This is a genomic window from Sphingosinithalassobacter tenebrarum (assembly GCF_011057975.1).
Lineage (GTDB): Bacteria > Pseudomonadota > Alphaproteobacteria > Sphingomonadales > Sphingomonadaceae > Sphingomonas > Sphingomonas tenebrarum.
In genome coordinates this window covers 159,262-178,116 of the sequence record NZ_CP049109.1, presented here as the reverse complement: position 1 = coordinate 178,116, position 18,855 = coordinate 159,262, and the positions used below count along the sequence as shown (strand labels likewise).

The 18,855-nt window shown below is 66.9% G+C and carries 22 protein-coding genes; 15 read left to right on the top strand and 7 right to left on the bottom strand.

Going from position 1 to position 18,855, the window contains the following annotated elements; genetic code table 11:
- Positions 1-3: 3 nt before the first annotated feature.
- From G5C33_RS00920 to G5C33_RS00895, 6 genes are read left to right on the top strand one after another with little or no spacing between them, the layout of a single operon-like run.
- Positions 4-354 (top strand): hypothetical protein, encoded by a 351-nt coding sequence (locus tag G5C33_RS00920; protein ID WP_165325493.1) that lies wholly within the window; start codon positions 4-6, stop codon positions 352-354.
- Positions 342-1,316: a bifunctional diaminohydroxyphosphoribosylaminopyrimidine deaminase/5-amino-6-(5-phosphoribosylamino)uracil reductase RibD gene (ribD, locus tag G5C33_RS00915; RefSeq protein WP_266095913.1), complete on the top strand. Its 975-nt coding sequence runs from the start codon at positions 342-344 to the stop codon at positions 1,314-1,316. Before G5C33_RS00920 ends, ribD begins: the two co-directional genes overlap by 13 nt.
- Before the next feature lie 8 nt (positions 1,317-1,324).
- Entirely contained in the window at positions 1,325-1,933 is a 609-nt protein-coding gene (locus G5C33_RS00910; RefSeq protein WP_165325492.1) for a riboflavin synthase, read from the top strand.
- Complete coding sequence (gene ribB, locus G5C33_RS00905) at positions 1,920-3,062, top strand: 3,4-dihydroxy-2-butanone-4-phosphate synthase (RefSeq protein ID WP_165325491.1); 1,143 nt, start codon at positions 1,920-1,922, stop codon at positions 3,060-3,062. The genes G5C33_RS00910 and ribB overlap by 14 nt, the downstream gene beginning before the upstream one ends.
- Positions 3,063-3,066: 4 nt before the next feature.
- Positions 3,067-3,489: a 6,7-dimethyl-8-ribityllumazine synthase gene (ribH, locus tag G5C33_RS00900; RefSeq protein ID WP_165325490.1), complete on the top strand. Its 423-nt coding sequence runs from the start codon at positions 3,067-3,069 to the stop codon at positions 3,487-3,489.
- A complete protein-coding gene (locus G5C33_RS00895) occupies positions 3,489-3,995 on the top strand; it encodes a hypothetical protein (protein ID WP_165325489.1) in 507 nt (168 codons plus the stop codon). Before ribH ends, G5C33_RS00895 begins: the two co-directional genes overlap by 1 nt.
- Here G5C33_RS00895 and G5C33_RS00890 read toward each other — a convergent pair.
- The gene (locus G5C33_RS00890) at positions 3,968-5,047 is read right to left on the bottom strand and encodes an alkene reductase (RefSeq protein WP_165325488.1); all 1,080 of its coding nucleotides are present in this window, start codon (positions 5,045-5,047) and stop codon (positions 3,968-3,970) included. The genes G5C33_RS00895 and G5C33_RS00890 overlap by 28 nt on opposite strands.
- A gap of 53 nt (positions 5,048-5,100) precedes the next feature.
- Here G5C33_RS00890 and G5C33_RS00885 point away from each other — a divergent pair, with 53 nt between their 5' ends.
- From G5C33_RS00885 to feoB, 4 genes are all read left to right on the top strand, one after another.
- The gene (locus tag G5C33_RS00885) at positions 5,101-6,069 is read left to right on the top strand and encodes a DMT family transporter (RefSeq protein WP_165325487.1); all 969 of its coding nucleotides are present in this window, start codon (positions 5,101-5,103) and stop codon (positions 6,067-6,069) included.
- 3 nt (positions 6,070-6,072) lie between these two features.
- On the top strand, positions 6,073-6,735 hold the full coding sequence (locus G5C33_RS00880; protein ID WP_165325486.1) for a COQ9 family protein: 663 nt from the start codon (positions 6,073-6,075) through the stop codon (positions 6,733-6,735).
- 75 nt (positions 6,736-6,810) lie between these two features.
- Positions 6,811-7,080: a FeoA family protein gene (locus G5C33_RS00875; protein WP_165325485.1), complete on the top strand. Its 270-nt coding sequence runs from the start codon at positions 6,811-6,813 to the stop codon at positions 7,078-7,080.
- Between the two features lie 7 nt (positions 7,081-7,087).
- On the top strand, positions 7,088-8,944 hold the full coding sequence (gene feoB, locus G5C33_RS00870; RefSeq protein WP_165325484.1) for a ferrous iron transporter B: 1,857 nt from the start codon (positions 7,088-7,090) through the stop codon (positions 8,942-8,944).
- On the opposite strand, the gene G5C33_RS00865 is transcribed toward feoB, so the two are convergent.
- Complete coding sequence (locus G5C33_RS00865) at positions 8,941-9,117, bottom strand: DUF4169 family protein (protein ID WP_165325483.1); 177 nt, start codon at positions 9,115-9,117, stop codon at positions 8,941-8,943. The genes feoB and G5C33_RS00865 overlap by 4 nt on opposite strands.
- Before the next feature lie 90 nt (positions 9,118-9,207).
- Here G5C33_RS00865 and ssb point away from each other — a divergent pair, with 90 nt between their 5' ends.
- The 3 genes from ssb (at position 9,208) to G5C33_RS00850 (ending at position 11,815) form a co-directional block, all read left to right on the top strand.
- The gene (ssb, locus tag G5C33_RS00860) at positions 9,208-9,759 is read left to right on the top strand and encodes a single-stranded DNA-binding protein (RefSeq protein ID WP_165325482.1); all 552 of its coding nucleotides are present in this window, start codon (positions 9,208-9,210) and stop codon (positions 9,757-9,759) included.
- Positions 9,760-9,779: 20 nt separating this feature from the next.
- A complete protein-coding gene (locus G5C33_RS00855; RefSeq protein ID WP_165325481.1) occupies positions 9,780-10,952 on the top strand; it encodes a patatin-like phospholipase family protein in 1,173 nt (390 codons plus the stop codon).
- Positions 10,953-11,017: 65 nt separating this feature from the next.
- On the top strand, positions 11,018-11,815 hold the full coding sequence (locus G5C33_RS00850) for a DUF1206 domain-containing protein (RefSeq protein WP_165325480.1): 798 nt from the start codon (positions 11,018-11,020) through the stop codon (positions 11,813-11,815).
- On the opposite strand, the gene G5C33_RS00845 is transcribed toward G5C33_RS00850, so the two are convergent.
- From G5C33_RS00845 to G5C33_RS00830, 4 genes are read right to left on the bottom strand one after another with little or no spacing between them, the layout of a single operon-like run.
- On the bottom strand, positions 11,812-12,672 hold the full coding sequence (locus G5C33_RS00845; RefSeq protein ID WP_165325479.1) for a pirin family protein: 861 nt from the start codon (positions 12,670-12,672) through the stop codon (positions 11,812-11,814). The two genes, G5C33_RS00850 and G5C33_RS00845, sit on opposite strands and share 4 nt — an antisense overlap.
- A gap of 10 nt (positions 12,673-12,682) precedes the next feature.
- Positions 12,683-13,273, bottom strand: a complete 591-nt coding sequence (gene metW / locus G5C33_RS00840; protein ID WP_165325478.1) for a methionine biosynthesis protein MetW — start codon at positions 13,271-13,273, stop codon at positions 12,683-12,685.
- A complete protein-coding gene (gene metX / locus G5C33_RS00835) occupies positions 13,270-14,394 on the bottom strand; it encodes a homoserine O-acetyltransferase MetX (protein WP_165325477.1) in 1,125 nt (374 codons plus the stop codon). The genes metW and metX overlap by 4 nt, the downstream gene beginning before the upstream one ends.
- A 48-nt stretch (positions 14,395-14,442) precedes the next feature.
- A complete protein-coding gene (locus G5C33_RS00830) occupies positions 14,443-16,011 on the bottom strand; it encodes a flavin monoamine oxidase family protein (protein ID WP_165325476.1) in 1,569 nt (522 codons plus the stop codon).
- An 80-nt stretch (positions 16,012-16,091) separates the two neighbouring features.
- Between G5C33_RS00830 and hisC the strand changes: the two genes are divergently transcribed.
- Together hisC and G5C33_RS00820 are read left to right on the top strand one after the other, a co-directional pair.
- Positions 16,092-17,186, top strand: coding sequence for a histidinol-phosphate transaminase (hisC, locus tag G5C33_RS00825; RefSeq protein WP_165325475.1), 1,095 nt, complete (start codon positions 16,092-16,094; stop codon positions 17,184-17,186).
- Positions 17,186-18,121, top strand: coding sequence for a prephenate/arogenate dehydrogenase family protein (locus G5C33_RS00820; RefSeq protein ID WP_165325474.1), 936 nt, complete (start codon positions 17,186-17,188; stop codon positions 18,119-18,121). The genes hisC and G5C33_RS00820 overlap by 1 nt, the downstream gene beginning before the upstream one ends.
- 18 nt (positions 18,122-18,139) lie before the next feature.
- Here the strand turns inward: G5C33_RS00820 and G5C33_RS00815 are convergent, their stop codons facing one another.
- Positions 18,140-18,847 carry a lysophospholipid acyltransferase family protein gene (locus G5C33_RS00815; protein ID WP_165325473.1) on the bottom strand — a complete coding sequence of 236 codons (708 nt, stop codon included), beginning with the start codon at positions 18,845-18,847 and terminating at the stop codon, positions 18,140-18,142.
- Positions 18,848-18,855 lie beyond the last annotated feature (8 nt).

Sequence of the window (18,855 nt, the reverse complement as noted above, 5' to 3'; positions counted from 1 at the left end):
CGGATGAACATACTCCGCTTCTTTTCCCCGACCCGGGCCTGGCGCGACCTGCGCTTCTTCCTGTCCAAGCAGCGGCGCCACAAGCTGGTCTTCGCGGGGCTGGCGGCGCTGGTGACGGCCTATATCCTGTTCGCCTTCTGGGCCGATTCGAGCTTCGAGACGCCCTATAAGGAGCGCGAGATCATCTATGTCGACAGTTGGCCGCTCAACCGGACCGACGCCGAAATCATCGAACAGCAGAAAATAGACGCCGAGAAGCGGCGCGCCGAGGAAGCCGCGCTCGAAGCCAAGCGACGCGAGCGCCAGGCCGGCTATCAGCGTCTCGACAACAGCCTGCGCGAATGGGGATTCTGAACGACGACAGCCGCTGGATGGCGGCCGCGCTCGCCCTGTCGCTGCGCGGGCGCGGACGGACCGCGCCCAATCCCAATGTCGGATGTGTGATCGTCCGCGACAGGCGCGTGATCGGTCGCGGCTGGACACAGCCCGGCGGGCGCCCGCATGCCGAGGCGATGGCGCTGGCGCAGGCGGGAGACGCGGCGCGCGGCGCCACTGCCTATGTGACGCTCGAACCCTGCGCGCATGCATCGGCGCGCGGCCCCGCCTGTGCCGACCTGCTGGCGACAGCGGGCGTGGCGCGAGTCGTCTATGCGCTGGGCGACTCGGATCCGCGAACCGACGGAAAAGGCGCGGCCAGGCTGGTGCGGACCGGCATTTCGGTCGAGAGCGGGGTGCTCGCGCGCGACGCCGCGTCGGCGATGGGCGGGTTTCTCGCGCGGCGTGACCTGGGTCGTCCCTTGGTCACGCTCAAGCTCGCGACATCGCTGGACGGGCAGATCGCGCTTGCCTCCGGGGAGAGCCGCTGGATAACCGGGCCACAGGCGCGCGCGCACGTCCATCTCGAACGCGCTCGGCACGAGGCGATTCTGGTCGGGCGGGGCACATTCGATGCCGATGCACCCCGGCTCGACGTGCGGCTTGCCGGGCTGGAACAGCGCGCCCCGCGCCGATTGCTGCTGACCCGGGGCGCCGCTCCCGAAGGCTGGCAGGCGATTGCGACTCCGGCCGACATAGCATCGCTCGAAAAGGTCGATCATCTCTTCGTCGAAGGCGGCGCGCAGGCGGCCGCGGCGTTTCTGGCCGCCGATCTCGTCGACCGGCTGCTGCTCTATCGCGCGCCGATCCTGATCGGCGCCGGGCGTCCGGCATTGGGCGATATCGGCCTCGGTTCGCTCGCCGATGCGCATGACCGCTGGCGGCTTTCCGACACGCGCATGCTTGGCAGCGACCGGCTGGAGGTCTACCTGCGCGCCTGAGAGGTTTCATGTTCACTGGCATCATCACCGATATCGGCACGATCGAATCCATCACGGATCGCGGCGACCTGCATGTGCGCATCGCCACGTCCTGGGCGACCGACACCATCGCGCTGGGCGCTTCGATCGCCTGTTCGGGCGTGTGCCTGACCGTCGTCGGGACCGGCGACAACTGGTTCGCGGTCGATGTTTCGGGCGAAACCGTGTCGCGCACCGCGACCGGCATGTGGACCGCCGGGCGCAGGCTCAACCTCGAGCGCGCGATGAAGGTCGGCGATGAACTGGGCGGGCATATCGTCACCGGCCATGTCGATGGCATCGGCGAAGTGGTCGACATCGCCGCGCAGGGCGGATCGCATCGTTTCACCATTTCGGCGCCGCGCGAAATAGCGCCGTTCCTCGCCGCCAAGGGATCGATCACGGTCGACGGCGTGTCGCTGACGGTCAACGCCGTTCGCGATCATCCCGAACAGAGCGATTTCGATCTCAACATCATTCCGCACACTTTTTCTGTAACCACATTGGGTGCGCTCGACGTGGGGCAGCTCGTCAATCTCGAAATCGACGTGCTCGCTCGCTATCTGAAGCGCATGGAGACCTATCGTGCCCAAGGCTGAACTCGCGCATCTGCGCCACGGATTCCTTTCCTCGCCAGAGGAGATCATCGATGAGGCGCGCAACGGGCGCATGTTCATCCTGGTCGATGACGAGGATCGCGAGAATGAAGGCGACCTGGTCATCCCCGCGCAGATGGCGACTCCCGACGCAGTCAATTTCATGGCGAAATTCGGCCGCGGGCTGATCTGCCTCGCCATGACCAGATCGCGCGTCGACACGCTGGGGCTCGACCTGATGAGTCGCAAGAACGGTACGCGGCACGAAACCGCCTTCACTGTGTCGATCGAGGCACGCGAAGGCGTTACCACCGGGATTTCGGCGGCTGATCGTGCGCGCACCATTTCGGTGGCGATCGATTCGACCAAGGACGCGCACGATATCGTCACCCCCGGCCATGTCTTCCCGCTCGTCGCGCGCGACGGCGGCGTGCTGGTGCGCGCGGGACATACCGAAGCGGCGGTCGATGTCGCGCGGCTGGCGGGGCTCAATCCCTCGGGCGTGATCTGCGAGATCATGAACGAGGACGGGACGATGTCGCGGCTCGACGATCTGATGCCGTTCGCGCAGCGCCACAATCTCAAGATCGGCACGATCCGCGACCTGATCGCCTATCGCCTGCGCCACGATCATCTGGTCGAGAAGCGCTCCGAAGCGCGCTTCTCGAGCCGCTGGGGCGGCGACTGGACGGCGATGACCTTCTGGAACAAGGCGTCGGGCACCGAGCAGGTCGCATTGGTCAAGGGCCGGATCGATTCGAGCAAGCCGACTTTGGTGCGCATGCACGCGCTGTCGCCCTTCGCCGACATTTTCGGCGAGGGCGGGCCGCGCAGCGACATGCTCCAGCGGTCGATGGAAATCATCGGCGCGGAAGGGTCGGGCGTCGTCGTCGTCATCAACAAGCCGCGCCCGGACCAGTTCACCACTGCGCTCCAGGCCAAATCGGGCGCGCTGCCCCCTTCGGACATGGACGAGTTGCGCGACTATGGCGTCGGCGCGATGATCCTGACCGAGCTGGGCGTGGGCGAGATGGAATTGCTGACCAACAGCCATCACACACTGGTCGGGCTGGACGGCTATGGCCTGCGCATCGTCGGCGAACGGCCGATCGATTGCGGTTCGGAGGACTGAGCCGATGGCACGGGTGCTGATTGTCGAGGCGCGATTCTACGGCGAGCTCAATGACATGCTGCTCAAAGGCGCGCGCGATGCCGTCGCCGAAGCAGGGCATCAGTTCGAAACGATCACCGTGCCCGGCGCGCTCGAAGTGCCCGGCGCGATCGCGATGGCGGCCGAAACCGGCCGCTACGACGCGTTCGTCGCGCTCGGCATCGTCATTCGCGGCGAGACCTATCATTTCGAAATCGTCTCGAACGAAAGCGCGCGCGGGCTGATGGCGCTGACGATGGACGGGCTTGCGATCGGCAACGGCATCCTGACGGTCGAGAACGAGCAGCAGGCGCTGGTCCGCGCCGATCCCGGGCAGAAGGACAAGGGCGGCGAGGCGGCCAAGGCGGCGCTGGCGATGCTCGTGCTGCGGGAACGCTTCGGCGGCTGATGGCGGTCGAGGCGCCTCCGTCACGCTATCGCGTGGTCGAGCGCAACCGGCGGCTGCAGGTCGTCGACACCTGGCATGACGGGCGCCCGCCCGCGACGCCCAAAACACCGATTCCCAAGAATCTTGGCGAGGAACGCCGCCCCCTAGATCGCGCGCCGCCGCGCCGCGACGAAGCGTGGAAGGCGCCGCGCAAGCGCAGCGCCCGCGCCATGCCGATGGGGCAGGATGTCGAGGGCCGCACGCTGCTGCGCACGGCGAGCTGGTGGGATGCCAAGGGGCCGCGTACCGTCACGCTACGCTCCGATCGCGAGCCGGCGGTGCAAAGCATCGGCGCGCTGGCGCTGGTTGCGGCGGTGCTCCTTGCCGTTCTGTGCTTCGCCATGCCCTGGCTGCTGATTCCCGCCGTGATCGCGCTCGGAAATTCGCGGCTGCGCACCCGGGCGCGGCTGGGCATGGCGGGGTTGGTCGACAGCCTCGCTCAGGAAGCCGCCGACAGCGGCGGATAATCAGTATAGCCTTCCGCGCCGGGAGCGTAGAATGTCCTCGGGTTCGGCGTATTGAGGCCGGCGCCGGTGCGCAGCCGCTCGGGCAGATCGGGATTGGCGAGGAATTTGCGGCCGAAGGCGATTGCATCGGCAAGCCCCGAATCGAGATCGGCCTGCGCGCTGTCGAGTTCGTAATCCTGGTTGAGCACGAGCGGCCCGGGAAACACCTTGCGGATATCGGGCGAAAGCTTGGGCACGTCGCTGCTGCCGAAGGTGCCGTCGGGCGCCTGTTCGCGCAGCTCGAGAAAGCCGATACCGAGCTCGGCGAGCGCCCTGGCGGCGGGCACGAATACCGATTTCGGATCGCTGTCGTCGCACCCTTGCGTTTCGCCGTTGGGCGACAGGCGCACCGACACCCGCCCCGCGCCCGCTTCGCCGATCAGCCGTTGCGTGGCTTCGCGGAGCAGGCGGATGCGGTTTTCGGGCGCGCCGCCATAGGCGTCGTCACGGAAATTCGAATTGTCGCGCAGGAACTGGTCGATCAGATAGCCGTTCGCGCCGTGCAGCTGCACGCCGTCGAATCCGGCTTCGAGCGCGTTGCGCGTCGCGGCGGCATAATCGTCGAGAATGCGGGCGATATCATCCTGCGTCGCCGGGCGAGCTTCGGCATAGGGATTGCGGCCGCTATTGCCCGGACGCGGCGGCGCCAGCGTGGCTGAAGAGGACACCGGTTGCATGCCGATGACGTCGGGCGGGCAGAGCCGACCCATATGCCAGAGCTGCGCGACGATCCGGCCGCCGGCCTTGTGCACCGCTTCGGTGACCGGCTTCCATGCCTCGACCTGTTCGTGCGTCCAGAGGCCCGGCGCATTCGGCCAGCCGAGCCCTTCGCGGCTGATCCCGGTCGCTTCGGAAATGATCAGCCCGGCACTGGCGCGCTGGGCATAATATTCGGCCATGATCGGCGTCGGGACATGATCGTCGGTGGCGCGCGCGCGGGTGAGCGGGGCCATCAGAAGGCGGTTGGGCGCATGGATCGCACCGAGGTCGATCGGATCGAACAGGCTGGGCATGGATTTTCCTCACTGAATGACGACGCGACGCAGATAGGGCGTTACAGGGGCGCATGCATCGAACCGGTAGCGAAAGAAAATCTACCTCGCCGCATAGCCATTCGCCTTCGGTGACGGCGGTGGCGGCTGTGATCGTCGCCAATATCGCGCTCGCCTTCGGTCCGATGCTGGTGCGGATGGCCGATGTCGGCCCGGTCGCGGCGGCCTTCTGGCGGCTGGCTATGGCGGTGCCGGTGCTGTTCATGGTCGCGTTCGCCACCGGATCGAATCCGGTGCGCGATTCGCGCGGGCTCTGGTTCGTGATCGCGCTTGGCGGCGTGGCCTTCGCGGGCGACCTGGCGAGCTGGCACACCGGGATCGTGCGGACCACGCTCGCCAATGCCACGCTGTTCGGCAATTCGGCGACGCTCATCTATCCGATCTACGGCTTTCTGATCGCGCGGATGTGGCCGACGCGCTGGCAGGCGGTCGCGCTGGCGCTGGCGGCCGGGGGCGCGGCGCTGCTGATGGGGCGATCGGCGGAACTATCGGCGCGCAATCTGGCGGGCGACCTGTTCTGCCTGCTCGCCGGTGTGCTCTATGCGGTCTATTTCATCTGCATGGCCCGCGCGCGGATGCGGCTGGCGCCCGCGCCGGCGCTGGCGATGATTTCGCTCGCGACGCTGGCGCCGCTGCTGGTCCTGTCGCTGGCGCTGGGCGAGCGGTTCGTGCCGATTGACTGGGTGCCGCTCGTGATCCTTACCCTGTCGAGCCAGCTGCTGGGGCAGGGGCTGATGAGCTATGCGCTCGGCCATTTGCCGCCGATCCTCATCGGCATCGCGCTGCTGCTGCAGCCGATCGTTGCGGGGATCACCGGCTGGATCGTCTATGACGAGCGGCTGACCGGTGCCGACTGGATCGGCGCGTTGCTGGTTGCGGCTGCCCTGGTGCTGGTGCGTCGCGGTCCCCCGCCTGCCAGACTCGCCGCCGAGGCGCTTGCGGATGACGACGATGCGACTAAGTCGGATGGCAAAGGAGACTGAGTCATGGCCCGCGACCTTTCCGACGCGACGCTCGACGAATTGCGGCCGGCGCTGGCCGGCGACGTGGCGACCAATGCCGCGTTCGACGGCTGGAACAGCGAAGCCGTGGCGATGGCGGCCGCGACGAACGGTGTCGACGCCGATGTCGCGACGCTCGTCTATCCCGGCGGCGCGCCCGACATGATCGATGCCTGGTTCGAAAGCATCGACGCGGCAATGGCACAGCGATTTGCGGGCGGCGCGCTCGACAATATGAAGATCCGGGAGCGGATCGCGGCGCTGGTCGAAACCCGGCTCGAGCTGATGTCGGGCAAGCGCGAGGCGCTGCGCCGCGCGCTCGCGATCCTGGCGATGCCGCAGAACGCGACCCGCGCCGCCAGGCTCGGCTGGCGCTCGGCCGACCGGATGTGGCGGCTGGCGGGCGACACCGCGACCGATTACAATCACTATACCAAGCGCGGGATGCTGGCGGGCATCTATGCCGCGACCGTGCTGGTATTCCTCGACGACGAAAGCGAGGATCACGAAGCGACGCGCGCCTTCCTTTCGCGGCGGATCGATAATGTCATGCAGTTCGAAAAGACCAAGGCGAAATGGCTGGGAAGCGCCGAGCGACGGCCCAGCCTTTCGCGCTTTATCGGCCGGCTGCGCTATCCGGCAGTGTGACGATCGCATCCACCGGGCGATTTCGCGCAAGAATCGCTGGAAATCGACGTCCGTTATTGATAATCAGTCGCGATAATGGCGACTGCACCTGACATTTCCGCTCCGCTCCGGCTGCTCGACCTTGCGTGCAACCAGCCCGCGCGCGTCACCGACGTCGATTGGGCGCTGCTGTCTCCGCCCGAGGCGCGCCGCCTGCGCGAACTGGGGCTGGACGAAGGCGTCGATGTCGCGCTGATCAAGCGGTCGGGCGTGCTCGGCGGACCGGTGGCGTGCCGGATCGGTCGCATGACGGTGGCGATGCGTCGCCATGTCGCCGGTGCGATCCGCGTGGAACGGGACGGCTGAGCCAGAAATGAACCCCGCGCCGCTGATCGCCATGGCCGGCAATCCCAATGCCGGGAAAAGCGCCCTGTTCAACGCGCTCACCGGCGCGCGTCAGAAAGTCGGCAATTATCCCGGCGTGACCGTGGAACGCCATGCGGGCCGAATGACGCTCGACGACGGACGCCCGGTCGAACTGGTCGACTTGCCGGGCGCCTACAGCCTCGATCCTTCGAGCCTCGACGAGCAGGTCACGCGCGACGTGCTGCTCGGCAAGCAGGAAGGCGAGCGCCGCCCCGATGCTATCGTGGTCGTTGTCGACGCCGCCAATCTCGACAATCACCTGCGCTTCACGCTGCAACTGATCGCACTCGGTATTCCGGTGGTGGTCGCGCTCAACATGATCGATCTGGCCGAGCGCGACGGACTGACGCTCGATGCCGAGGCACTGGAACGCGAGCTGGGCGTGCCGGTAGTGGCCACCGTCGCGGTGCGTCGGCGCGGCCTCGATGAATTGCGTGCGCGGATCGACGACGCGGTGTCGCAGCCGGCGAAGGCGCCGGTCGAGGCGCGCGCCGAACATGATTTCCGTACGCTGCAGCGTCGCGCGCGACAGATCGCCAAGGCCGTCACGGTTTCCGAAACCGCGACGCGCCGCTGGACGCATCGCATCGATTCGATCGTGCTGCATCCCGTTGCCGGGCCGGTCATCCTGCTCGCGCTGATGTTCGTGATGTTCCAGGCGGTTTTCGCCTGGTCCGAAGCGCCGATCGGCTGGATCGAGTCGCTGGTCGGCTGGGTCGGCGAGGGCGCATCGGCGATCCTGCCCGACGGACTGATCCGATCGGCGGTGGTCGACGGCGTGATCGGCGGCGTCGGCGCGGTCGTCGTCTTCCTGCCGCAGATCCTGATCCTCTTCGCCTTCATCCTGATCCTCGAAGCCTCGGGATATATGGTCCGCGCGGCATTTCTGATGGATCGGGTGATGGCCAGCGTCGGCCTGTCGGGCCGCGCCTTCATCCCGCTGTTGTCGAGTTTCGCCTGCGCGGTGCCCGGCATCATGGCGACGCGGACGATCAGCGACGAAAAGGAACGGCTGGCGACGATCCTGATCGCGCCGCTGATGACCTGTTCGGCGCGATTGCCGGTCTATACGATCATCATCGGCGCCTTCATTCCCAACCAGACGGTAGGCGGCTTCGTAGGGCTGCAGGGGCTGGTGCTGTTCGGCCTGTATATCTTCGGCATATTGGGCGCGATGGGCGCCTCGCTGCTGCTGCGGCGCACGGTGACGCGCGGCGCATCGTCGGGCTTCATGATGGAAATGCCCAAATATCAGTGGCCGCGCTTCAACGATCTGCTGCTCGGCCTGTGGCAGCGCGCGCTGATCTTCCTCAAGCGCGCCGGCACGATCATTCTCGTCACCACGATCATCCTCTGGGCGCTGCTCAGCTTTCCCAAGCCGCCGGCGGGCAGCGACGTCTCTCCGGTCGATTATTCGGTTGCCGGGCGCGTTTCGCAGGGAATCGAAGTGCTGGTCGAACCGATCGGCTTCAACCGCGACATCTCGCTCGCGCTGATTCCGGCAATGGCCGCGCGCGAAGTGGCGGTGGCGGCGATCGGAACGGTCTATGCGATCGACAATCCCGAGGATTCGGCGGGCGAGCGTGCGATCGTCACCAATCTGCGCGAACGCTGGACGCTGCCGACCGCGCTTGCCTTCCTGATGTGGTTCGTCTTCGCGCCGCAATGCATTTCGACCATCGCGATCACCCGGCGCGAGACGAATGGGTGGAAATGGCCGCTGTTCATGGTCGGCTATCTGTTCGGGCTCGCCTATGTGATGGCGGGTGTCACTTACTGGACCGCTGTCGCGATCGGCCTCTAATCCTCGCGCTTCGCTTCATCGAGCGCGCGATCGACGCGTGCGGCCTGCTCCGCATCGGCTTTCTTCTGCGCCCTGGTGCGGCCGAAGCGGACGCGATTCGCTTCCGCCTCGGCTTTCCTCGCGGCGGCGGCGCGCGCCTTTCGCGCGCGGTTCATATTGATGATTTCGGCCATCGATAGTAGCTCTGCGTTCGAGTTGCATTTTGCATCATATCGCGCTTCCTGCGCGGTGCATCATCCTATCCCTCGCAAGGCGGAGTCTTCATGGCGGGCAGTGTCAACAAGGTTATTCTCGTCGGAAATCTCGGCCGCGATCCCGAGACCCGGACGTTCCAGAACGGCGGCAAGGTGTGCAATCTGCGCATCGCCACCAGCGAAAGCTGGAAGGACCGCAACACCGGCGAGCGCCGCGAAAAGACCGAATGGCATTCGGTGGCGATCTTCAACGAAGGGCTCGCCAACATCGCCGAACGCTATCTGCGCAAGGGCAGCAAGGTCTATATTGAGGGCCAGCTGCAGACGCGGAAGTGGCAGGACCAGTCGGGCAATGACCGCTATTCGACCGAAGTCGTGCTGCAGGGCTTCAATTCCGTGCTGACGATGCTCGATTCGCCCGGCGGCGGCCAGGGCGGTGGCGGCGGCGGCGGCCGCAGCAATGACGACTGGGGCGGCGGCGGCGACTATGCCGGCCAGTCCTCGGGCGGCGGCTTCGGCGGTGGCGGCGGTGGTGGCCGCTCGGGCGGTGGCGGCGGCGGTGGCGGTTTCGGTGGCGGCAGCGACTTCCCCGACGATCTGGACGACGACGTCCCCTTCTGATTCCCGAAAGGCGCCGGGCGATGGCGGCACGTTTCCTATCCGGCCTGATGCTCGCGCTGGCGCTTGCCGGCTGTGCGTCGTCCTGGCCCGATCGCGTGCCGCACAGCGTCTCCGATCAGGCACAGGCCGAAGTCATCCCCGGCGAGCATGTACGCTACTGGGCCGATGGCGGCCCGGCCGATTTCGAACTCTGGCGCCGCCGCGTGCTCGACGCGCGCAATCAGGGCGAGCCGATCCGGCTGCTCGCGATTTCGGGCGGATCGGACAAGGGCGCCTTTGCCGCCGGGCTGCTCGTCGGCTGGAGCGAAGCGGGCACGCGGCCGGACTTCACCATCGTCACCGGCGTCAGCACCGGCGCGCTGATCGCCCCCTTCGCCTTTCTGGGCAGCGACTATGACGATGCACTGCGCGCGCTCTACACCGGCATTACCGCCGACGATATCTATCGCCAGCAGGTCTTGAGCGGCCTGCTCGGCGGAGCGAGCCTGCTCGACAACGGGCCGCTCGCGGATCTGATCGCGCGGCACGTTACGCCCGATCTGCTCGACGCGATCGCGCGCGAATATGCCGCCGGCCGCCGCCTGCTGGTGATGACCACCAATCTCGATGCGCAGCGCGGCGTGGTGTGGGACATGGGCGCGATCGCGGCGAGCGGCTATCCGCGCAAGCTGGCGCTGTTCCGCCAGGTGCTGCTTGCCTCCGCGGCGATTCCCGGCGCCTTTCCGCCGGTCGGCATATCGGTGCGCGCGGGAGCGAAGCAGTTTACCGAGCTGCATGTCGATGGCGGCGTCACTTCGGGCTTTCTCGCGCTGCCGCGATCGGTGATGGACGCCGACGAGGATGCGCCGGCGCCGCGCGGGGCGCAGATCACCTTGCTCTATAATGGCCGGATCGCACCGCATTTCGAAGTGACTGCGCCAAAGACGTTCGACATCATGGAGCGCGCGCTTTCCGCTGCGCTGACCGAAGCGGACCGGCGTTCAGTCGTCGAATTGCGCCGCTATGCCGCGCGTAACAATTATCGCCTTTCGGTCTGCGCGATCGGCGAGGACTTTCCCGAGACCGACCCCGATCTGTTCGATCAGGACTTCATGCGCGACCTGTTCGCCTATGGCGAGAAGGAAGCGGCGGCCGATCCGAGCTGCCTGACGCGCCCCGTCGAGCGGCGACGGCTGCGCGCGCAGGAAGATTGAGGCGGGCGGGAACTCGCGCCGCCGCCCAAACGCTCTCCCCACGACTGCAATCGGGAGGCCGTCGCTTGGACAATGTCGTCAAGATCGAGAATTTCGCCCGCGCCGGCTATCTGGCGCGTGCGATCGTCTATTTCCTGATCGGTTATCTGACGCTGTCGAGCGGGCAGAGCGAAGGCACGGCGAGCGTGCTGACCGATATACGCGACATGCCGCTCGGTACGCCGTTGCTGATGCTGACGGCGTTCGGCCTGTTCGGCTACGGCCTGTTCCGCGCCTATGGCGCCGCGATCGACATTCGCGACGACGGCGAGGACGCCAAGGGGCTCGCCAAGCGCATCGGCCATGCCGCGAGCGGCATCACGCATCTGATCCTTGCCTATCTAGCAACGAAGATCGCGCTGTCGGGCGGTAGCTCGGGCAGCGGCGGGGGCGGCACCGAAGCGGCGCAGAACATCCTTGAGCTGCCCGGTGGATCGGTGGCGCTGGGTATCGTCGGTGTCGGGCTGATCGGCGCCGCGATCAACCAGGGCGTCAAGGCGGCCACGGGCAAGTTCATGAAGCTGCTCGATGCCGAAGCGCCGCAATGGACCGCGGTCATCGGTCGCGTCGGCTATGCCGCGCGCGCGGCGGTTTTCGCGGCGCTGGCGTGGCAGGTGCTCGATTTCACCTTCGGCGGCGAGCGGCAGGAGCTGAGCTTTCAGGCTGCGCTTGATTCGCTGCGCGACATGGGGTGGCTCTATGATGCCGTTGCCGTCGGGTTGCTCGTGTTCGGCGTCTTCAGCCTGATCATGGCGCGCTATCGCAGGATCCGCGAAGCCAATGTGATCGAGCGTCTGCGCAAGGCGAGCTCGGCCTTTTTCTAGGCCTCGACCATGCGGGCATTGCCGAACCGGCCTGCCCGATAGTCGCTATAGGCCTGGCGGATTTCCTCGGCGCTGTTCATCACGAAGGGGCCGTGCGCGACGACTGGCTCGTCGATCGGATCGGCATGGCCGAACAGGATCACCGCCGGGGCATCTGCCGAGATTGTGACGCTGTCGCCGTCGCCCAGTTCGGCGAGATGGTGTTCGGGCAGCGCCGTGCCCGCGACCGAAACATCGCCCCGCACCGCGTAGAGAAATACGTCGCGACCCCGGAGGCCATCGAAGGTCGCCGATCCCCTCGCTTCGATCGTCGCCCAGCTCATGAAGACGCCGGTGAGCGAATCGACCGGCCCCTTTACGCCGCCATAGCTTCCCGAAACGAGGTGGACGGTCGCGCCCTCGCCCGCCACCACCGGAATCGCATCGGCCTGCGCGCCGATATAGCGCGGCTCGGTCATCTTGAGCCGTGCGGGCAGATTGACCCAGAGCTGGAGGATTTCCATCGGTCCGCCTTCGGCCTTGAAGCTCTCGGGCGAAAGTTCGGCATGCACCACGCCCTTGCCCGCGGTCATCCACTGAATGCCGCCCGCGCGGATCACGCTTTCGTGCCCCGCCGAATCGGCATGCGCCAATTCGCCGTCGAGAATGAAGGTGACGGTTTCGAAACCGCGATGCGGATGCGGCCCGAAAGGCAGGCCGCCATTGCCCGGCGGATAGGTTTGCGGGCCGTGATGATTGAGAAACAGAAAGGCGCCGATTCGGTCGATCTGCGGCCCGGGCACTGGGCGGCGCGTCACCAGGTCGCCGATATCGTCGCGATAGGCGCCGTGCAGCGCGGTGATATGACGTTCGCTCATGACCGGTCCCTTATCTTCGCAGCAGGAACACCGCGTGCTGGGCAAGCAGATTGGCCCAGCCGGATCCGCGGCGCTTCTCTCCGGCAAGAAACCAGCATCCTTCGACAGCGATCCCGCGCGCGTTCACGAAATCGCGGAAATCGTCGATCGAGAGGTGGTGGATGTTGGGCGTATCATACCAGGCGAGCGGCAATTGCCGCGTGATCGGCATCCGTCCGTGTGTCACCAGCGCAGCGCGCATCCGCCAATGCGCGAAATTGGGGAAGGACACGAAGGCCTGCCGCCCGATTCGCAGCAGGTTTTCGAGAACGATGTCGGGACGCCGCGTCGTCTGCAGCGTCTGGCTGAGGATCGCGTAATCGAACGCGCTGTCGGGATAGTCGGCAAGATCGGTATCGGCATCGCCCTGCACCACCGAAAGGCCGCGCGCCATCGCCGCGGCGACGTTATGCCCGTCGAGCTCGAGCCCGCGTGCATCGCATTGCCGTTCGTCGCGTAACGCCGCCATCAGCGCGCCGTCGCCGCAGCCGACATCGAGCACGCGACTGCCTGGCGCGACATTGTCGGCGATGATCGCGAGATCGGGGCGCAGAGCGGTCACTTGCCATCTCCCGCGCGCAGAAACCCGTCGACGAGGCGCGCCAGCTCGGCATTTTCGAGCAGGAAGGCGTCATGGCCGAAGGGCGAGCTCAGCTCGACGAAGCTCGCCGGCGCGGCGGCGGCGTTGAGCGCGCGGACGACGGCGCGCGATTCGGCCGTCGGATAGAGCCAGTCGGTATCGAAGCTCACCACGCAGAATCGCGCCCGCGAACTGCGAAAGGCATTGGCGAGCATGCCGCCATGTTCCTCGGCGAGGTCGAAATAGTCCATCGCGCGGGTGATGTAGAGATAGCTGTTCGCGTCGAACCGGTCGGTGAAGCTCAGCCCCTGATAGCGCAGATAGCTTTCCACCTGGAAATCTGCGTCGAAGCCGAAGGTCTTGGCTTCGCGCCCCTGCAGCTTGCGGCCGAATTTCTCGGTCAGCCCTGCTTCGGAGAGATAGGTGATATGCGCGGCCATCCGCGCGACGGCGAGGCCCGCGCTCGGCGTGGTGTCGGCGGCATAGTAATTGCCGTCGCGCCAGTCGGGATCGGCCATGATCGCCTGACGTCCGACTTCGTGGAACGCGATATTCTGCGCCGAATGCCGTGCGGTCGAAGCGATCACGACCGCCGCGGCGACGCGATCGGGATAGGTCGCGGTCCAGCTGAGCGCCTGCATCCCGCCCATCGATCCGCCGACGATCGCGAACAGCCGTTCGATACCGAGATGGTCGAGCAGCATCGCCTGCGCGCGCACCATGTCGCGGATGGTGATGACAGGGAATGCCATCGCATAGGGCGTTCCCGTCGCCGGGTTCCGGCTCGCCGGGCCCGAGGATCCCATGCAGCTGCCGAGGACATTGGTGCAGATGACGCAGAAGCGATCGGTGTCGATCGGCTTGCCCGGCCCGACCATCCGCGTCCACCAGCCCGGTTTGCCGGTGCGCGGATGCTCCGAAGCGACATGCTGGTCGCCGGTCAGCGCATGGCAGACGAGGATCGCGTTGCTCGCATCGGGGGCGAGCGTGCCATAGGTTTCATAGGCGATTTCGACGGGCGCGAGCGAGCCGCCGCCGTCGAGCCGCAGCGGCCCCGGCAGCGTCACGGTGCGGCCGAGGCCAAAACGCGTGTCTTCGGACATAGGCGGGTGTCGTTAGGCCCGCGCGCCGCGCCGTTCAAGCGGCGCGTATCAGGCCGCCGCCGCGCGCCCTTCGCCGATCAGCGCCTCTGCCGCCATCCGCCCGGTCTGCGCCGCGCCGTTCATATAGCCAGGAAAGGCGTCCGACAGATGCTCGCCGGCGAACTGGATACGCCCGCTGTCCACGCGCGAGTGCCCGGCGCCTTCGATCCACAGCAGCTTGGCATAGCGGGTGAGCACGCCCGGCGCGTAATTGACATAGCCGCCGCCGATCAGCGGGTCGCGGTGCCAGGCGGTACGGCGGACGACGCGCGATCCGGGCGACAGTTCGGGCATCGATCGCGCAACGGCGCCGGCAAAGGACGCGGCCTGATCACGCGGCGGCTTGGTCCGCGCCAGCGCTTCGTCGCCGCCCAGATACCAGGTCCATACCGGCGAGACACCGCTGGCGCCATGCACCGAGCCGTCCCAGCCTTGCGACCAGCCGCCGCCGGCATCGGTCTGCCACACTTCGCCGCCGGTTCCGCACGCCTGCGCGCCGGGACGGGCGGTGGTGGCCACTTGCACCTTTTCGTTGGTGCCGAGCGCGATTTCCTTGTGAAAGCGGTGCCATATCGGCGGTATCGGCACGTCATAGGCGATGCGGCCGGCGATCCCGGCGGGCAGCGCGACGATCACGCGGTCGGCGCGGGCGCTGTCGCCGTCGGCGAAACGCAGCCGCATCGCGCCGCCATCGCGTTCGATCCGCACGAGCCGCCGCCCGGTCTCGATTCGGTTGGCGTGGCGCGCCGCCAGCGCGCGGGGCAGTGTGTCGCTGCCCCCTTCGATCAGATAGCGTTCGTCCGCGCCGCCCAGCACGTCGACGCGGCGCCCCTCGACCGTGGGCAGGTTGAAGACAAGGCCGAGTGCGGAAGCGGCTTCGGGCTCTGCGCCATATTCGGAACGGCTGGTCGCTTCGAGCAGGCGGCGGACCCAGGGTTCGGGCATCAGATCGGCATGCAGATCCAGATACTGCGCGATCGAAAGCCGGTCGATCCGTGGCGCCTGGCCGGCATAATCGGCATCGAGCCGATCGGCGTCGGCGCCGATCTGCGCCGCGATCGGGCCCAGCCCCGCGACCAGCCTGTCCTGCGACAGCGGCTTGCCGTTCGCGATCACCAGCGTCTTGTGCGTGCCAGCCTTGCGATCAATCAGCGCGATGCCGAATTCGCGCAGCAGCGCGTGCATGTCGCCATGATCGGTATTGACCAGCTGTCCGCCGACTTCGAACGTCGGATCGCCGCCTTCGCCGCGTTGGGTATGGATACGCCCGCCGATCCTGCGCGATGCTTCGTACAGCCGCGCGTCGATCCCTTCGCCTGTCAGCCGGTGGAGCGCCGAAAGCCCCGCCATGCCGCCGCCGACGATCGCGACTCGCCCGCCGGTAAAGGCCGGGCCGCCGCGGGGCAGCGCCGCCAGCGCGCCTGCCGTGCCGATCGCGCCGGTCGCGGCGATGCCCGCCAGCAGTGCGCGGCGCGTTGCCGCCGGCGATTCGGATATGGGTGCGGCTTCGCCCGATTCGGATAGCCGGTCGCGCCGCGCTTGCGCCAGCGCGCGCCAGATGGTTGTCGTCCCTCGCATTGCCCCTCTCGATCCCCTCGAAGCGGCGCAATAACGCCGGGACCTTGCTATCCGGTAAGCGTTCGGCCAAGCCGCCGCGCATGACTGCACCGCAACCCAAGCCCTGGATCATGGGCATCGCGCCTTACGTGCCCGGCCGTTCGACGGTCGACGGCGCGGCCAAGGTGACCAAGCTATCGTCGAACGAAAATCCGCTGGGCACGCCGCAGGCGGCGCGCGAAGCGTTCGAAACGGCGCATCGCAGCCTCGAACGCTACCCCGATGCGGCGGCGGCCGAACTGCGCGAAAAGATCGCCGCGCACTACGGTCTCGATCCCGCCCGTGTGATCTACGGCACCGGATCGGACGAGATCCTGCATCTGGCCGCCGGCGCCTATGCCGGGCCGGGCGACGAGATTCTGTATGTCCGCTACGGTTTCGCCGTCTATGATATCGCCGCGCGGCGCGTCGGCGCGACGCCGGTGATCGCGCCCGACAAGGACCATGCGACCGACATCGACGCGCTGCTCGCCTGCGTCACCGAAAAGACGCGCGTGGTGTTCGTCGCCAATCCCAACAATCCCACCGGCACCTTCATGCCGCACGCCGATGTCATGCGGCTCCACGCCGGACTGCCGAGCGACGTGTTGCTGGTGCTCGATCAGGCCTATGCCGAATATCTCGACGCCGGCGAGGACGATGGCGGGATGGAGCTCGCCATCGACGCGCCCAATGTGCTGGTGACGCGCACTTTCTCGAAGATCTACGGGCTCGCCGCCGAACGCATCGGCTGGGGCTATGCCTCGGCGCCGATCATCGACGCGCTGCATCGCATCCGCGCGCCGTTCAATGTCACGACCGCCGGGCAGAGCGCCGCGATCGCCGCGCTCGATTCGCAGGATTTCGTGGTCGCAAGCCGCGAGCATAATACGACTTGGCGCGCCTGGTTCGAGGACCAGATCGCGGGCATGGGCAATGCCGGGCTGCGCGCAGTGCCGTCCAAGGCCAATTTCTCGCTGGTGCTGTTCGAAGGCCGTGTGACCGCCGAGATGGCGTATCACGCGCTGATGGAGCGCGGCTATATCGTCCGCTGGCTGCCCGGACAGGGGCTGCCCAACGGGCTGCGTATCACCATCGGCACCGAGGAAGACATGCGCGGCATCGCCGATGCATTGCGCGAGATCGTGGGCGGCTGATGCTTCCTCCCTCGACTTCGCTCGGGACAGGCTTTTCGCGAGTCACCATCATCGGCCTGGGCCTGATCGGATCGTCGATCGCGCGGGCGGTGGGCAAATATATGCCCGATGTCGTGGTGACCGGTTATGATGCGAACCCGGACGTGCGCGCGACGGCTCAGGCGATCGGACTGTGCGGCGATATCGCCGACAGCGCGGGCGCGGCGGTGACCGATGCCGATTTCGTCATCTTCTGCGTGCCGGTGGGCGCGATGGGCGCGGCTGCGGCGGAAATCGCGGCCGATCTGCCCGCCGACGCAGTGGTAAGCGATGTCGGATCGTGCAAGGAAAGCGTCGCTGCCGAACTGATGGCGGCGCTTCCCGGCGCGAAGGTGATTCCCGCGCATCCGGTGGCGGGCACCGAGAATAGCGGGCCGGAGGCGGGCTTCGCCACGCTCTTCCAGAATCGCTGGTGCATCGTCACGCCGCCCGAAGGCGCCGATTCGCTCGCGGTGGAGCGGGTTTGCGAATTCTGGCGCGCGCTGGGCGCCGAAGTCGAGATGATGGCGCCCGACCATCACGATCGCGTGCTCGCGGTGACCAGCCATCTGCCGCATCTCATCGCCTATACCATCGTCGGCACCGCGTCCGATCTCGAGGAAGTGACGCGCAGCGAAGTGATCAAATATTCGGCGGGCGGCTTTCGCGATTTCACCCGCATCGCCGCGTCCGATCCGACGATGTGGCGCGACGTGTTCCTTTCGAACAAGGAAGCTGTGCTCGACATGCTTCAGCGCTTTTCGGAGGATCTGTCGGCGCTGCAGCGCGCGATCCGCTGGGGCAAGGGCGACGAATTGTTCGATCTGTTCACGCGCACCCGCGCGATCCGGCGGAGCATCCTCGAAGAGGGGCAGGACGATGCGCGCCCCGATTTCGGGCGCTCGCACGACGAATAGCCGGCGCTGCGGCCCGGTTCAGGGCAGGCGGGCGTCCGCCGCTTCGGTTTCCAGCGCGTTGATCTCGGCATGCACCCGTGCCTCGATCTCGGGCCGGGGCAGGCCGGGCGCGATCGGTTCGCCGAAGCGCAGCGTGACGGTGCCCGGACGCATCGGCCCCTTTTTGGGCCAGACATGGCCGCTTTCCACCGCCACCGGCACCACCGGCAGGTTGAGCATGCGATAAAGCCCGGCAAAGCCCGATTGCAGGCGCGGAGACTCGCCCGGCGCGACGCGAGTGCCTTCGGGGAAAATCATCACCGATCGGCCGCCCTTGAGCGCTTCCTGCGCCTCGCGCATCATACCGCGCAGCGCCGAAGCCGAGGCCTTGCGGTCGACTGCGATGACGCCATAGCGGCGCGCGCACCAGCCCCAGATGGGAATCCGCGTCAGCTCCTTCTTCATCACCACTGCGGGGGCATCGATCAGCCGGGCGAGTTCGAGCGGTTCGAAGATCGACTGGTGCTTGGCGGCGAACAATACCGGCCCTTTGGGGACCGTCCCTTCGATTTGCGTCCTGATTCCCGCGATATGCCGAGCCGACCAGCGCAGCATGTTGAGCCAGGCATTGCCGTACCGGCGCAGCGGCCGCGGACCGAGCAGCGCGACCGGCGGCGCGAGCAGCACCATCGGCACCGAAATGCCGAAAAAGAAGATCTGGAAGATCAGCGTGCGAAGATGGTTCATTCCCGTTC